The 15,040-nt window shown below is 74.2% G+C and carries 13 protein-coding genes; 10 read left to right on the forward strand and 3 right to left on the reverse strand.

Features of this window, described 5'->3' with window-relative positions; all coding sequences use genetic code 11:
- Complete coding sequence (locus tag O7543_RS29630) at positions 1-372, reverse strand: DUF6403 family protein (RefSeq protein WP_281555650.1); 372 nt, start codon at positions 370-372, stop codon at positions 1-3.
- Between O7543_RS29630 and O7543_RS29635 the strand changes: the two genes are divergently transcribed.
- The 5 genes from O7543_RS29635 (at position 305) to O7543_RS29655 (ending at position 8,460) form a co-directional block, all read left to right on the forward strand.
- Positions 305-445 (forward strand): hypothetical protein, encoded by a 141-nt coding sequence (locus O7543_RS29635; RefSeq protein WP_281550848.1) that lies wholly within the window; start codon positions 305-307, stop codon positions 443-445. The two genes, O7543_RS29630 and O7543_RS29635, sit on opposite strands and share 68 nt — an antisense overlap.
- Positions 446-772: 327 nt before the next feature.
- Entirely contained in the window at positions 773-2,461 is a 1,689-nt protein-coding gene (locus O7543_RS29640) for an ABC transporter ATP-binding protein (protein ID WP_281555649.1), read from the forward strand.
- Positions 2,458-4,236, forward strand: a complete 1,779-nt coding sequence (locus tag O7543_RS29645) for an ABC transporter ATP-binding protein (RefSeq protein WP_281550847.1) — start codon at positions 2,458-2,460, stop codon at positions 4,234-4,236. Before O7543_RS29640 ends, O7543_RS29645 begins: the two co-directional genes overlap by 4 nt.
- Positions 4,237-4,315: 79 nt before the next feature.
- Positions 4,316-7,501: a DEAD/DEAH box helicase gene (locus O7543_RS29650; RefSeq protein ID WP_281550846.1), complete on the forward strand. Its 3,186-nt coding sequence runs from the start codon at positions 4,316-4,318 to the stop codon at positions 7,499-7,501.
- Entirely contained in the window at positions 7,498-8,460 is a 963-nt protein-coding gene (locus tag O7543_RS29655; protein ID WP_281567296.1) for an SWIM zinc finger family protein, read from the forward strand. The genes O7543_RS29650 and O7543_RS29655 overlap by 4 nt, the downstream gene beginning before the upstream one ends.
- Before the next feature lie 24 nt (positions 8,461-8,484).
- Here O7543_RS29655 and O7543_RS29660 read toward each other — a convergent pair whose 3' ends face one another.
- Entirely contained in the window at positions 8,485-8,736 is a 252-nt protein-coding gene (locus O7543_RS29660; RefSeq protein WP_281550844.1) for a DUF3040 domain-containing protein, read from the reverse strand.
- A gap of 302 nt (positions 8,737-9,038) precedes the next feature.
- Positions 9,039-9,785: a bifunctional DNA primase/polymerase gene (locus O7543_RS29665; protein WP_281550843.1), complete on the reverse strand. Its 747-nt coding sequence runs from the start codon at positions 9,783-9,785 to the stop codon at positions 9,039-9,041.
- Between the two features lie 298 nt (positions 9,786-10,083).
- On the opposite strand from O7543_RS29665, the gene O7543_RS29670 reads away from it, so the two are divergent.
- The 5 genes from O7543_RS29670 to O7543_RS29690 all read left to right on the forward strand — a co-directional run bounded on the left by O7543_RS29670 (position 10,084) and on the right by O7543_RS29690 (position 14,951).
- On the forward strand, positions 10,084-11,319 hold the full coding sequence (locus O7543_RS29670) for a helix-turn-helix domain-containing protein (RefSeq protein ID WP_281550842.1): 1,236 nt from the start codon (positions 10,084-10,086) through the stop codon (positions 11,317-11,319).
- A 49-nt stretch (positions 11,320-11,368) separates the two neighbouring features.
- Positions 11,369-11,935 carry a flavoprotein gene (locus O7543_RS29675; protein WP_281550841.1) on the forward strand — a complete coding sequence of 189 codons (567 nt, stop codon included), beginning with the start codon at positions 11,369-11,371 and terminating at the stop codon, positions 11,933-11,935.
- 105 nt (positions 11,936-12,040) lie between these two features.
- Positions 12,041-13,003 carry a Nif3-like dinuclear metal center hexameric protein gene (locus O7543_RS29680; RefSeq protein ID WP_281550840.1) on the forward strand — a complete coding sequence of 321 codons (963 nt, stop codon included), beginning with the start codon at positions 12,041-12,043 and terminating at the stop codon, positions 13,001-13,003.
- The gene (locus O7543_RS29685; RefSeq protein WP_281550839.1) at positions 13,000-13,740 is read left to right on the forward strand and encodes a C4-type zinc ribbon domain-containing protein; all 741 of its coding nucleotides are present in this window, start codon (positions 13,000-13,002) and stop codon (positions 13,738-13,740) included. The genes O7543_RS29680 and O7543_RS29685 overlap by 4 nt, the downstream gene beginning before the upstream one ends.
- A complete protein-coding gene (locus O7543_RS29690; protein WP_281567297.1) occupies positions 13,737-14,951 on the forward strand; it encodes a bifunctional RNase H/acid phosphatase in 1,215 nt (404 codons plus the stop codon). Before O7543_RS29685 ends, O7543_RS29690 begins: the two co-directional genes overlap by 4 nt.
- Positions 14,952-15,040 lie beyond the last annotated feature (89 nt).

The following is a 15,040-nucleotide window of genomic DNA, read 5'->3' on the forward strand; positions in this document are numbered from 1 at the left end:
TCAGTTCCCCGGTACGGCGAGCGAGTCGGCCAGCTCGCGGCCACGTCCGATCAACTGCTCCAGCCGCTCGGTGAGCCGGTCGACGTCCGGCCGGTCGGCCCGGTCGGCGGCGACGATGTCGGCAAGCAGGTCGGTGTAGTCCATGGTGAGTCGACGGTACCGCCGGACGAAGTCACCTCGCTCCCCGGTGCCACCGACCGCGTCTTGGTTGCCGCCGGCCGCGCCTCGTTGCGCCCGCGCGCACCGGCGGTGCAGGTCGATGATCTGCTGGCCGAGCACGGCGGCGGCGAGGTTCTGCGCCCGGGTGAGCAGCTGCTCCGCCTCGGCGACCGGCCGGGGCGCTGCGTCGCGGCTGACCGTGGCCGCGTCGATCGCGGATCTCGCCGTCGACCAGCAGACGCGCCGGGCGCGCTGGGCGCCCGACGTCGGGGCAGCGTCGCCGTGAGTATCCGGCGGCCATCAGCACGGCAGCCCGACCGGCCACACCAGCCAGGACCATCCCATGGTCGGCCCACCCCCATGATCGAATCGTCGGACTGCCGCGATCCTGCCCGACCGGTGCCAGCTGCCCGGTCGCGGCGCGGCCCAGCTCAGCGGTGCCGGTGACCGACGACACAGCCGGCAGATGGGGGAAAATGCGTCGGCGGCGCGAGTTGGGACGTTTTAGCCTGGGCGGGTGCCGCCGTTGATCCCCCACCCCGATCCGGGTAGTCCCGAGATCCGGGGGCCGGTGCGCTACCTGTGGTGGCTGGTGTGTCGCCAACCGTGGCGGGTGCTGCGCGGTGCCCTACTCAGTACGGTCTGGATGGTCGGTCTGGCCGGCCGGCCGTACCTGGTGGCCCGGGCGATCGACGACGGACTGCGCCCCGGCCGGTGGGCCGTACTGGCATGGTGGGTCGGTGCCGTCCTGGCCGCCGGGGTGCTGATCTCCGTGGTCGGTGTGTTTCGGCACCGCACGATGACCTACATCCGCGAGGACGCCACCGCCCGGTCCGCCGGGGTGCTGTCGCGGCAGCTGGCGCGCATCGGCGCGGTCCTGCCCAGCCGGCTCGCCACCGGCGAGGTGGCCACCGTCGGCGGCACCGACATCACCCACACCTCGCACGTGCTCACCCTGACCGGGCCGGGCGTCGGCGCGGTGCTGGCGTACCTGGTGGTCGCGGTCCTGCTCTGGACGGTCTCGCCGGTGCTCGCAGCGGTCATCCTGATCGGCGTGCCGGTGGTCGCGGCGCTGCTCGGCCCGCTGCTGCGCCGGTTGGACCGGGCCGAGCAGACCTATCGGCGGGAACAGGGCCAGCTCACCGCCCGTGCCGGTGACATCGTCGCCGGGCTGCGGGTGCTGGCCGGGGTCGGCGGTCGGTCCCTGTTCGCCGACCGCTACGTGGCCCACTCACAGCGGCTGCGTGGGCACGGCTACCGGGTCGCGGCGGTGAACAGCTGGATCGAGGCGCTCACCGTCACCGTCCCCGGGCTGTTCCTCGCCGCCGTGGTGTGGCTCTCCGCCCGGATGGCGGTCGCCGACGAGATCACCATCGGGGAGCTGGTCGCCGTCTACGGGTACGTGGCCGCGCTGACCGTCCCGGTCTGGTTCCTGCAGGAGGGCAGCTACCAGTTCATCCGGGGCCGGGTCGCGGCCCGCCGGATCGTGGCCCTGCTGCGGCTCACCCCCGACCCGGTGACCAACCTGCCGGCGCGGCACACCTCCGCCGCTCCGCCGCAGCCGGCCGACCTGCACGACCCCGACAGCGGATTCACCGTGCCGGCCGGCCGGATCATCGGGGTGGCGACCGACGACCCGGGCGACGGGCAGGCCCTGGCCGACCGGCTGGGCCGGTTCCGCCGGTCCGGGGTGACCTGGGGCGCGGTGCCGCTGGGCGCGGTCGCACTCGACGAGGTGCGGGCCCGGATCCTGGTCGCCGACCACGACGCGTACCTGTTCGCCGGCACGCTGCGGCAGATCCTGCAGGGTGCGCGGGCCGGCGAGCCGGACGCGGCCGGTGACCGACAGGTGCGGGCGGCGCTCCGGGTCGCGTCCGCCGACGACGTCGTGACGTCGCTGCCGGACGGACTGGCGACGCAGATCGGCAGCCGCGCCCGTACCCTCTCCGGCGGTCAGCGGCAGCGGGTCCGGCTGGCCCGGGCGTTGCTGGTGGAGCCGGAGATGCTGATCCTGATCGAGCCGACCTCGGCGGTCGACGCACACACCGAGGCGCGGGTCGCCGACCGTCTGCGCACCGCGCGGGCCGGCCGGACCACGGTGCTGATCACCACGTCCCCGCTGCTGCTCGCGGCCACCGACACGGTGACGTACCTGCGGGGCGGTCGGGTCGTCGGGACCGGTAGCCACGCCGACCTGCTGGCCGGCGACCCGGGCTACCGGGCGCTGGTCGCCCGGGGCGGCGAGCTGGCTGACGTCGCAGGCCCGGCCGGCGGGTCGTCGCCCGGGGCGGGGCAACCGTGACCGCCTCCGGGCCAGCGGGCGCGCCGGCCACCACCGGGCCGTCGGCCGGTCGACTGCCGGTGGCCGATCCGGGTGCCGTCCGGCGGGCGACCGGTGACCTGCTCGGCCAGCAACGCTGGGTGGTCGCCGGCATCCTGGTGCTGCACGTCGGCGCGGCCCTGGCCGGTCTGGCCGGGCCGTGGCTGCTCGGCCGGATCGTCGACGTGGTCACCGTCGGCGCGTCGGTGGCCGCGGTCGACCGGCTGGCGGCGGCACTGGTCGGCTTCGTCCTGCTGCAAGGGCTGCTCACCCGCTTCGCCCGGTACGTCGGGCTGCGCTTCGGTGAACGGGCGGTCGCCCGGCTCCGCGAGGACTTCGTGCACCGCGTCCTCGGGCTACCGGTGTCGGTGGTGGAACGGGCCGGCACCGGCGACCTCGCCACCCGCAGCTCCAGCGACGTCGCCACGGTCGGCACGATGGTCCGCGATGTGGTGCCGGTGGTGGTGATCGCCACCGCACAGCTGGGCCTGCTCTTCGGCGCGGTGTTCTGGCTGCATCCGCTGCTGGGCCTGGCCGGCCTGATCGGACTGCCGTCGATCCTGGCGGTGACCCGGTGGTATCTGCGTCGGGCCCGGCCGGCCTACCTGACCGAGGGCGCGGCGATGGCCGCGTTGACCGACACGTTGACCACCACTGCCGACGGCGCCCGTACCGTGGAGGCGCTGCGGCTGGGCGACGAACGGATCCGCGCGGGCCGCGCGCGGATCGCCGACCTGTGGGCTGCCCGGCGGGCCACCCTCGCCCTGCGTTCGGTGTACTTCCCGGTGGCCGAGGCCAGCGTCGCGTTGCCGGTCGGCGCCGCGTTGCTGGTCGGCGGGCTGCTGCTGCACCGGGACGCCGTCACCCTCGGGGCGGTGGTCGCGGCCGCACTCTACCTGCAGCAGGCCGTCGACCCGATGGACACCATCCTGCAGTGGATCGAACAGGCCCAGCGCGGGCTGGCGTCGTACGCCCGGGTGCTCGGCGTCGGGCAGGTGCCGCCGGAGCCGCGCGGCCGGGGTGCGACGCCGACCGGCCGTGAGGTGCGGGTGACCGGTCTGACCTTCGGCTACGGCGGCGGCGTCGACGTGCTGTGCGGCATCGACCTGACGGTGGCCGCCGGGCAGCGGCTGGCGATCGTCGGCCCGTCCGGGGCAGGCAAGTCCACCCTGGCCCGGCTGGTCGCCGGCATCGAGGTGCCCCGCGACGGCGCGGTGCTCCTCGGCGGCTGCCCGGTCATCGACCTCGACCCGGCGCAGCGGCGTCGCCGGATCGCCCTGGTCACCCAGGAACACCACGTCTTCATCGGTACGCTGCGCGACAACCTGCGGTTCGCCGCCCCCGAGGCGTCCGACGAGACGTTGCGCTCCGCGTTGGTCACCGTCGGTGCCGACTGGTACGCCGACCTGCCCGCCGACCTGGACACCTTGCTCGGCGACGGCGCGCTCGACCTGCCGGCCGCGTACGCCCAGCAGGTGGCGCTCGCCAGGCTGGTGCTCGCCGATCCGGACATCCTGATCCTGGACGAGGCGACCGCGGCCCTGGACCCGACCACCGCCCGCCGGACCGAGCAGGCGTTGGCGGCGGTACTGGCCGGGCGGACCGTCATTGCCATCGCACACCGGCTGAACTCGGCCCACGACGCAGACCGGGTGGCGGTACTGGACCAGGGCCGGATCACCGAGCAGGGCAGCCACGACGAGTTGATCGCCGCCGACGGCGCGTACGCTGCCCTGTGGCGCTCCTGGCACGGCTGACCACCTCGGCCGTGGCGTCGGCCGCACCAGTCGGACCACCCGTACCATCGGCGCAGGTGCCGACGGCGAAGGAGTGGCTGTGCTGGTGGTGCAGGGGCTGCTCGGCCCCGACGGTCGGCTCGCCGTCTGGGCCGAGGACTCGACGTTACCGTCGGCGCCGCCCCGGCGGCCGGGGCGACCGCCGCGCCGCCGACCGCACCCGTTCGCCGCCGGACACGAGGCCCTGGTCGCCGCGCTGAGCCCACTGCTCGGGCCGGTGGCGGTCAAGGCGGCCACCGGCAGTACGGCGGTCCGGCTGCCGACCGTCGCCGGTGCTCCGGTCGAGTCACCGGAGCTGGTCCGTACCCAGTCCGACGCGCCGACCACCGGGCTGGCCCGCGACGGCGGCCACGCCGACTGGCTGGTGTCCACCTTGGAGTTCGACGCCGACGAGGCGTTGTCGGTGCTCTGCACCCTGCACGACGTCGATCCGGCGGCCGACGTCGCACCGGCCGACGGTCTGCCCGGCGGCGTCGCGGCGGCCGACGGTCTGCCGGGCGGGCTGGTGATCGGTGCCGGGGTACGCCACCTGGCGCTGCTCGCCGGGTTCGCCGCCGAACTGGTCGCCCGGGGCCGGGTGCTGCCCGCCGTCCGGCCCGGCCCGGCACCCGGGTCGGCCACCGCCTGCTGGCTGCCGCTGCTGACCGGTGCCGACCAGCGGTGGGCCCGGTCGCTGACGCTGGCCACCCCGGCGGCGGCCCTGGCCGCCGGGGCGCCCGGCACCGGACACCGGCGCGTCGCCGAAGCGTTCGACGCGTTGACCGACGCCGCCGCCCGTGCCGCGCTGCACGGCGTACGGCTGGCCGAGGGCCGGGCCCGGTCCGGGCCGTTGGCCGCCCGCGACGCCTGGCTGACCGCGTTGACCGGGCCCCGGCGGGACTTCACCGCCCCGGTCGCGGCGCTCGACACCCTCGCCGCCGAGCTGGAGCACTGGCAGCGGGACGCGGCCGGCGGTCCAGTGCGGGCCCTGTTCCGGCTGCGCGAACCCGCCCCCGCCACTGAGGAGCCGGCCGCCGACGGGTCGGCCGGTCTCGTCGACGGTGCCGACGGGTGGCGGCTGGAGTTCGCACTGCAGGCCACCGCCGAGCCGAGCCTGCTGGTCGACGCGGCGGCGATCTGGCGCGTCGGCCGGCAGCTCCAACCGCTGACCCGGCACACCGCCGACCCGCAGGAGACGCTGCTGGCCGAGCTGGGTCGGGCCAGCCGGCTCTGGCCGGCGATCGACGACGCGCTGCGTACCGCCACCCCCGACGGCGTCGACCTGGACGTCACCGGTGCGCACCGGTTCCTGCGTGACGGAGCACCGACCCTGCACGCCGCCGGGTTCGGCGTGCTGCTGCCCTCCTGGTGGCAGCGGCCGGCGGCCCGGCTCGGTGCCCGGCTGCGGGCGGGAACCCCGACCGCGCCGGGCACTGTCGCCGTCGACCGCCGGTTCGGCCTGCCCGACCTGGTGGACTACGAGTGGGAGGTGGCCCTCGGTGATCAGCCGCTGACCGAGCAGGAGCTGCGCGATCTGGCCCGGGCCAAGACACCGCTGGTGCGGGTGCGCGGCGAATGGGTGGAGGTCGACCCGAAGCGGATCGCTGCCGGGTTGGCGCTGCTGCGCTCCGGTGGTGCGCTGACCGTCATGGACCTGCTGCGGGTCGCCCTCGGCGACGACGACGGCGGCGTGGGGCTGCCGGTGCTGGGCATCGACGCCACCGGGGCGCTCGGTGACCTGCTCAGCGGTGAGGTGGAGCGCCGGCTCACCCCGGTGGCCGAGCCGGCCGGTTTCCGGGGGCGGCTGCGTCCGTACCAGCAGCGGGGGCTGGCCTGGCTGCGGTTCCTGGATTCGCTGGGACTCGGCGGGGTGCTCGCCGACGACATGGGACTCGGCAAGACCGTACAGCTGCTCGCCCTGCTCGCCGCCGACGCACCCGACGCCGGTCCGACGCTGCTGGTCTGTCCGATGTCACTGGTCGGCAACTGGCAGCGGGAGGCGGCCCGGTTCGTGCCGGACCTGACGGTGCACATGCACCACGGCACCGACCGGCCCCGCGGCCCGGAGTTCGTCGCTGCGGTGACCGGCGCCCGGCTGGTGGTCACCACCTACGCGGTGGCCGCCCGGGACGCCGTTGACCTGGCCGGGGTCGGCTGGCACCGGATCATGGTCGACGAGGCCCAGGCGATCAAGAACGCGGCGACCCGCCAGGCCGTCGCGATCCGGTCACTGCCCGCCCGGCACCGGGTCGCGATCACCGGTACACCGGTGGAGAACCGCCTCGCCGACCTGTGGTCGATCATGGAGTTCGCTAATCCGGGCCTGCTCGGCGGCGCGGCCACGTTCCGCCGCCGGTACGCCGAACCGGTGGAACGCCACGGCGACGCCGAGGCCGCGCAGCGGCTGCGCCGGATCACCGGCCCGTTCGTGCTGCGCCGGCTCAAGACCGACACCTCGATCATCTCTGACCTGCCGGCGAAGCTGGAGATGGAGGTGCTGTGCCACCTCACCGCCGAACAGGCGTCGCTCTACCAGGCGGTGGTCGACGACATGATGGGGCGGATCGAGTCCAGCGACGGCGTCGAGCGGCGCGGCCTGGTGCTGGCCACCATGACCAAGCTCAAGCAGATCTGCAACCATCCGGCGCAGTTCCTGCGCGACGGCTCGCACCTGCCCGGCCGCTCCGGCAAACTCGCCCGGCTCACCGGGATCCTCGACGAGGTGCTGGCGGCGGGGGAGAAGGCGCTGCTGTTCACCCAGTACGCCGAGTTCGGCGCGATGCTGCGCGGGTACCTGTCGGCGTACACAGGTCGGGAGGTGCTGTTCCTGCACGGCGGTCTGGCCAAGGCGGACCGTGACGACCTGGTCGCCCGGTTCCAGGCCGGCCATGCCGACGGCGGCGGTGGTCGGGCCGGGCCGCCGCTGTTCGTCCTGTCGTTGAAGGCCGGCGGCACCGGGCTGACCCTGACCGCCGCCAACCACGTGGTGCACGTGGACCGGTGGTGGAACCCGGCGGTGGAGGACCAGGCCACCGACCGGGCGTTCCGGATCGGGCAGCGGCGGGCGGTGCAGGTCCGTAAGTTCGTCTGCGCCGGCACCGTGGAGGAGAAGATCGCGGCGATGGTGACGGACAAGCGTGGCCTCGCCGCGACCGTCGTCGGCAGCGGTGAGCAGTGGCTGACCGAGCTGTCCACCGCGCAGCTGCGGGAGCTGTTCACGTTGGAGGCCGGGGCGGTGGTCGAATGAGCCGGTTCGAGGACTACGGCCGGCCCCGGCGGGTCGACGGCGGGCTGCGCGCCCGCAGCACCCGGGGCGCGATCGGACAGTCCTGGTGGTCGCGCCGCTTCGTCGACGTGCTGGAGTCGTTCGCGTTGGGCACCCGGCTCACCCGGGGCCGCTCCTACGCCCGGGCCGGGCAGGTGCTCGCCCTGACCGTGGCACCTGGCGTGGTGAGCGCCCAGGTGCAGGGATCCCGGCCCCGGCCGTACCAGGCGCGGATCGAGCTGCGGCGCTACGGTGACGCGGTGTGGCGGCGGATCGAGAACACCTTGGCCGGCCAGGCGCTGTATAGTGCCCGGCTGCTCGCCGGCGACCTGCCGCCGGAGCTGGAGGAGGTGTTCGTCGCCGCCGGGGCACCACTGTTCCCGGCCGGCGTCGACGAGTTGGCGATGAGCTGCAGCTGCCCGGACGCGGCGGTGCCGTGCAAGCACCTGGCCGCCACCTGCTATCTGCTGGCCGAGGAGTTCGACACCGACCCGTTCCAGATCCTGCACTGGCGGGGACGGGACCGGGCCGCCCTGCTGCGTCAGCTGCGGCTCGCCCGGGGCGGTGGTGACGGTGCGCCGTCCGTCGACGGTGCGCCGTCCGTCGACGGTGCGCCGTCCGTCGACGGTGCGGCGTCCGCCGGTGCGCCCTTCGTCGAGACTGGCTCGCCGTCCACCGACTCCGACACGCCGCCGGTGACGTCCCGGGTCGGTGCCGGCCCGGCGCTGGCCGGCCTGTCCGAACCCGTCGCCGCGTCGGACGCCGGATTCTGGCGGGCGCCGGTGCCGCTGCCGGACCGCGAGCCGGTCCTGTCGGCCCGTGCCGACCTGCTGCTGCGCCAGCTCGGGGCGCCGTCACCGGTGATCGGCGGCCCGGGCCTGGCGACAGTGCTGGGCCGGGCCTACCGGCGGTTCGCCGAACCCGCGCCGGCCGACGACTGACGTGGGCTGCCGCTGCGGTCGGGGCTACCAGCGGCGGGCCCGCAGCGCGAGGACTCCCGCGGCGGTGAGCGCCACCGTGCAGATCGACGCGGCGATCCAGCCGCCGAACAGGGCGAGCAGCGGCACCACCGCCCAGAGCAGCACACTGGCGATGATCGCCGCCCGGTTCCGCCGGTTGGCGGCCTGATCGCCCAGGCGGGCGACGAAGTCCGGATCGGTCGTCCGCAGATGGCGGGCGATCTGGTCGAACCGGCGTTGATCCTCCCTGCTGAGCATGGCGTGCCTTCCCTCCGAACGTCCCGACGGCCGTGGCGTGGTGGCTTTGGTGGCGTGGTGCGGCACGCGCTGTGCCTACCGAACGATGCGTACCGAACGATGCGTACCGAACGGCCATCGGGGCATTACCCAATCGCCCGCCGCTCACGCAGCCCGGTCCCGCAGCTTGCGCCTCAACCGGCAAACAGGACGGCCGCCGGCCCGGGACCGTGAGGTCCCGGGCCGGCGGCAGCCGGGAAGATCCGCCTACCCGGGTGAGCACCCGGGTAGGCGGAGTCACCCGCAGGTGACCACTGGGAAGGTCACAACGCCCGGCGCAGGGTGGACGTCTGCCGGGGGACGAAGACCGTCGCCGCCGGGACGACCGGGACGGTGAGCGGCACGGCACCCGGCAGCGGCCCGACCGGCGCGCTGCGGGGCTGCGGCAGCCTGGGTGGCGCGGCGGCGTGTTCCCGGGAGTCGACGATGATCCGTTGTACGGCGTACGAGTCCGGTAGCCGCCAGCCGACCTCGTCCGGATCGACCGCCCAGCGGACCGGCCCCTGCGGCAGCACCGTCGGCGGGGCGGGAATCCAGGAGCCCGGCCCGTGCTGGATGACGTCCAGCGAATCGGCCAGCTCCGGGCGCAGCGCGTCACCCGGGCGAACCAGGAACATCCACCGCCCGGTCGGGGTGACCGCGACCGGGCCGCGCAGCTGGCCCCGGCCGGGTGCCGCCGCTCCGCCGCGCAGCCGCAGCGTGCACAGCGTCCGCAGGCCGAGCCGGGCCGGCACGTCGAGCACGTCGAACGCGTGTCCGGTGGCCAGCAGGACGGTGTGCGGCTGCTGACGCCACCACGAGCCGACCCGGTCGCGCTGATCACTGGCGTCCCGCTCCCAGTGCTGCAACGCCGGGTGGCAGCCCGTGGTGGGACAGCCGGGGCGGTCACACCGGAAGCGCCCCTGGTGCAGGTACGCCCCTGGCGTCACCGGCCAGCCGTGTCTGGCGTAGCGCAGCGCGCCGCGGCGGAGCCGCAGGCGGACGAAAGGCGGTTGGACCGTCCACCGCATGATCGACATTCCTCCAAGGCATCTGGGTGCCGCCCGGACCACTCGTCGGGTCCGACCGGTCGGGTGAGGGCAGCCGGATCCGGCGTGCCCGGGCGGGGGACGCCGCGGCGACACGCCGGAACTTTTCGGCTGCCAACCCTTTGCAACTTGCATCGAAAACTACGACCATCTGTGATGGACCTAACGCACTGCCTGTGCGATGAGCACGGTCAGTGGTCCCGGTGTCCGGGGGGATGCCGCATCGACCAGCACATTTGCCGGCTCCGAAGTGCCCGGCACCGCGAGGGGGAACATGAGCGTGGAAGAGTTACCCATCGGTCGGCGGGTCGCCTACTGGCGTGGCCGGCGCAGAATGTCCCAACAGGTGTTCGCCGATCGGCTCGGAAAATCCAAGAGCTGGGTGGACAAGGTCGAACGGGGGGTGCGCCGGCTGGACAAGTTCTCGGTGATCCACGAGATCGCCGACGTGCTACAGCTCGACGCGCAACTGCTGCTCGGCAAGGACCCGGAGCGGCGGCCGGAGAGCGTCACCTGCATCGACCAGGTGGAGGTGGAGGAGATCCGGGCCGCACTGGAACGCTACGACTCGATCAGCACTCTGTTCCGACCCGCGAACGACGCGCCGCAGCTCGCCGAGATGCACAAGGCCACCAACCATGCCTGGCTGACCTTCCAGCACGCCAAGTACGGGGTGCTGGCCCGGGCGCTGCCCCGGCTGCTGCGCGACGCGCAGGCCGCCGACGCCCACTACACCGGTGACGACGACAACGCGCAGCAGGCGGCGAGTCTGCTCGGCCAGCTCTACCAGATCGCCTCGTCCACGCTGCGCAAGCTCGGCGAGTACGACCTCGCCTGGCTGGCCGCCGACCGGTCGATCGCGGTGTCGCACCGGGCCGGTGACCGGCTGCTGACCGGGGTGGCGACCTGCCGGGTCGGCAACGCACTGCTGGCCCTCGGCCGGTCCCGAGCGGCCCTGGAGGTGAACGTGAACATCGCCAACGGGCTCGCCCCGGCGGACAGCCGCAGCAGCACCCCGGAGCAGCTGTCCGTCTACGGCCTGCTGCTGCTGCAGGGCGCGATGGCCGCCGCTCGGCTCGGCGACAGCGCCACCGTCCGGGACCTGGTCAACGGCGCCGACGACGCGGCGCGGGCGCTCGGCGAGAACCGCAACCACTACTGGACCTGCTTCGGCCCGACCAACGTGCAACTGCACCGGGCGGCGGCCGCCGTGGAGCTCGGCGAGGGCCGGGCAGCGGTCGAGACCCACCAGGCGATAATGGAAGATCCGGGCTTCAGCGCCCTGCTGCCGGAACGGCGGGCGCACCACCTGCTCGACATTGCCCGCGGCTACGCTCAGTCCGGCGAGCTGGAAAAGGCCACCGAGATGCTGCTGGAGGGCGACCGGCTCGCCCCGGCGGAGATCCGCTGCCGGCCAGTGGCCCACGCCGTCATGGCCGACGTGCTGCGCCGCACCCGGGGTACGCCCTCGGCGCCGGTCGCCGAACTCGCCGAACACATGGGGGTCGGCGTGTGACCCGACACCCGCGCAACGGACGTGTACCCATCGACGGAGAGGTGACGGTGTGACCCCGGCCGGTGCCCGGACCCTCTACGTGATCGCCTGCGGCAGCCCAGCCTCCCGACATGTCGGGAGGCTGGTCACGCTGGCCCGACGACGCGGCTGGTCGGTGTGCGTGGTGGTCACCCCGGACGGGCGCAAGTTCGTCGACCTGCCGGCGCTGGCCGCACAGACCGGCCACCCGGTGCGGGTCGACTACAAGAACCCCGGCGACCCGGACGTGCTACCCCCCGCCGACGCGATGATCGTCGCCCCCGCCACCGCCAACACGATCAACAAGTGGGCCGCCGGGATCACCGACACCCTCGCCCTCGGACTGGTCGTCGAAGCACAGGGCAAGGGTCTGCCGATCGTCACGCTGCCGTTCACCAACACCGCGCTCGCCGGGCACCCGGCGTTCCAGGAGAGCGTCGCCCGGCTGCGCGGCTGGGGGGTGCAGGTGCTGCTCGGCGACGACGTGCTGCCGTTACAGCCGCCCGGTGAGGGGAACCAGATCATCGACCGGATCCCCTGGCACCTCACCCTCGACGCCCTCGACGAGCAGCTGTCCGCCGGCACCACCCACGGCTGACCGGGACGCCGCAGCGCCCGACGGGCGCGATGCCCCACAGACGAACGGACGCCGCCGTACCTGAACGTCCGGAGCGCGGCGGGTGGATGGGTAAGCTGGGCCGCCGTGGACACAACTGCAGCATCACCGGTACGGGTCGCCGAGGTGGTCGCCGCCGTCGAGCGGCGCTACCCGCCGGCCTGGGCCGAGCAGTGGGACCGCGTCGGACTGGTCCTCGGCGAACCGGGCGCCCCGGTGCGGCACGTGTGGTGCGTCGTCGACTGCGTACCGGAAACCGTCGCCGAGGCGGTCGACGCCGGCGCCGAGATGATCATCGCCCACCACCCGCTGCTGCTGCGCGGTGTCTCCTCGGTCGCCCCCACCACGTACAAGGGGCGGATCGTCCACGACCTGATCCGGGCCGGCGTCGCGCTGTACGCCGCGCACACCAACGCCGACGTGGCCCGACCCGGCGTCTCCGACGCGCTCGCCGACCGGCTCGGCCTGACCGATCTGCGACCGCTGGTGCCGGCGGCACCCGGCAGCCCGGCCGCCGCCGTCGCCGGCCAGGGCGCCGGCCGGATCGGCACGCTGCGTCAGCCGCTCAGCCTCGCCGCGCTCACCCGGCACGCCGCGGAGGTGCTGCCGGCCACCGCCTGGGGGGTACGGGCCGCCGGTGACCCGGGACGCCTGGTCACCACTGTGGCGGTCTGCGGCGGCGCCGGTGACTCCTACCTGGCCGCCGCGAGCGCCGCCGGAGTCGACGCCTACCTGACCGCCGACCTGCGCCACCACCCGGTCAGCGAACAGACAGCCGCTGGCGGCCCGGCGCTGCTCGACGCCGCTCACTGGGCCACCGAACGCCCCTGGCTGGACGACCTCGCCGCCTACCTCACCGGCGAACTCGGGGTCGCCGCCACAGTCTCCGACCTCGACACCGACCCGTGGACGCTGCACACGCCGTCCGCTGGCCGCGCTCGGGTGGCGACCAGCGTCACCCCCACCGCCACGGCACCCGCCGGCCCCACCGCCACGGCACCCGCCCGTTCCGCGCCCGCCGCATCCACCCATGAGGAGCCCCATCCGTGAAGGCAGACCCGCAAGCCCAGCGCCGCCTGCTCGACCTGCAGGCGATCGACACCGCGCTCACCCAGCTCGCCCACCGGCGACGGACCCTGCCCGAGCACGCTGAGCTGGACGCCCTGGCGCGGGAACTGTCAGCGCTGGAGGACGAGCGGGTCCGCGCCCAGGTCGCCGTCGATGACCTGGACCGCGACATCGCCCGGCTGGAGCGCGACGTCGACCAGGTCCGCGCCCGCAAGGACAAGGACCAGGCCCGGCTCGCCGCCGGCTCCGGTCCGGCCCGGGAACTGGAGGCGCTGCAGCACGAACTCGCGTCGCTGACCCGCCGGCAGACCGAGCTGGAGGACGCCGAACTGGAGCTGATGGAACAGCGGGAGACCGCTCAGGCCGCGCTCGACCAGGTCACCGGACGCATTGACAGCACCCGGCAACGGCGTGCCGAGGTCGAGCAGACCCGGGAACGCAACCTCGCCGAGATCGCCAGCGAGGAACAGTTCAAGACCTCCGCCCGCGCCCCGCTGGCCGGCGACCTCCCAGCCGACCTGGTCGCCCTCTACGACAAGATCCGGGAAAACTCGGGTGGGCTGGCCGCCGCGCTGATGCGCGCCGGCCGCTGCGGCGGCTGCCGACTCGAACTGTCCGCCACCGAACGGGGCCGGATCAAGGCGGCCGACCCGGCCGAGGTGGTTCGCTGCGAGGACTGCCGCCGCATCATGGTGCGGACCGCCGAGTCGGGCCTGTGAAGGCCGCCTTGAAGGTCGTCGTCGAAGCCGACGGGGGCGCCCGGGGCAACCCGGGACCCGCCGGGTACGGGGCCGTGGTGCTCGACGCCGACACCGGCACGGTGCTCGCCGAACGGGGCGAGGCGCTCGGCGTCGCCACCAACAACGTCGCCGAGTACCAGGGGCTGATCGCCGGGCTGCGGGCCGCCGCCGAGATCGGCGCCACCTCGGTCGACGTACGGATGGACTCGAAGCTGGTCGTTGAGCAGATGTGCGGCCGGTGGCAGATCAAGAATCCGGGGCTGCGGCCGCTCGCCGCGCAGGCTGCGACACTGGTCCGCGAGTTCGACTCGGTCAGGTTCAGCTGGATCCCCCGGGAGCAGAACAAGCGCGCCGACGCCCTGGCCAACCAGGCGATGGACCAGGCCGCCGGCAAACCGGCCAAGGCCACCAAGGCTCCGCCGGCACCGGTCGCTTCGGCTGCGTCTGCAGCCCCGACGGCTTCCGTCGGGTCGGTCGTCGAGGTCCAGCCGTCGATGTTCGCCGTCGCCGGGGCCGGCGACGCCCCGGCCGCCTCCTGGGAGCCGCCGACCACCGCCACCGCCACCCGGCTCATCCTGGTCCGGCACGGCGAGACCGGGCTGAACAAGCAAAGCCGCTACTCCGGGCGCGGCGACGTAGCGCTGTCCGAGCAGGGCGCGGCGCAGGCCACCGCCGCCGCCGCGCGGATCGCGGTGATCCGGGCCAAGGTCGACGTCATCGTCTGCTCGCCGCTGTCGCGCTGCGTCGACACGGCGCGGGCGATCGCCGCCGAGGTCGGCGACCCGCCGGTACGCGCCGAAGCCGACCTGATCGAGTGCGACTTCGGCGAATGGGAGGGCCGCACCTTCGCCGAGGTACGGGAACGCTGGCCGGCCGAGCTGACCGCCTGGCTCGCCTCCACCGAACTGTCCCCGCCCGGCGGGGAGTCGTTTGCCCAGGTCGCCGGCCGGGTCCGTCGGGTGGTGCGGGAACTGCTCACCACGTACCGGGGAAAGACCGTCGTGGTGGTCTCGCACGTCTCCCCACTGAAGATCATGCTGCGGGACGCGCTCGGTGCCGGGGACGCGTTGCTGCACCGGCTCTACCTCGACCCGACCGGCATCTCGGTGATCGACACCTGGCCGGACGGCGGCGTGGCGGTGCGTACCGTCAACGACACCGCCCACCTCGCCGGCATCGCCACCCCCTGACTGCGGCCGGGCTCGCCGCCCCCTGACTGAGGCCGGGGCCGCCGCTGCTGGCGTTGGCCTGGCCACACCGTGACCTGGTGCGGCCGGTG

This window comes from Solwaraspora sp. WMMA2080, from assembly GCF_027497395.1.
GTDB lineage: Bacteria > Actinomycetota > Actinomycetes > Mycobacteriales > Micromonosporaceae > Micromonospora_E.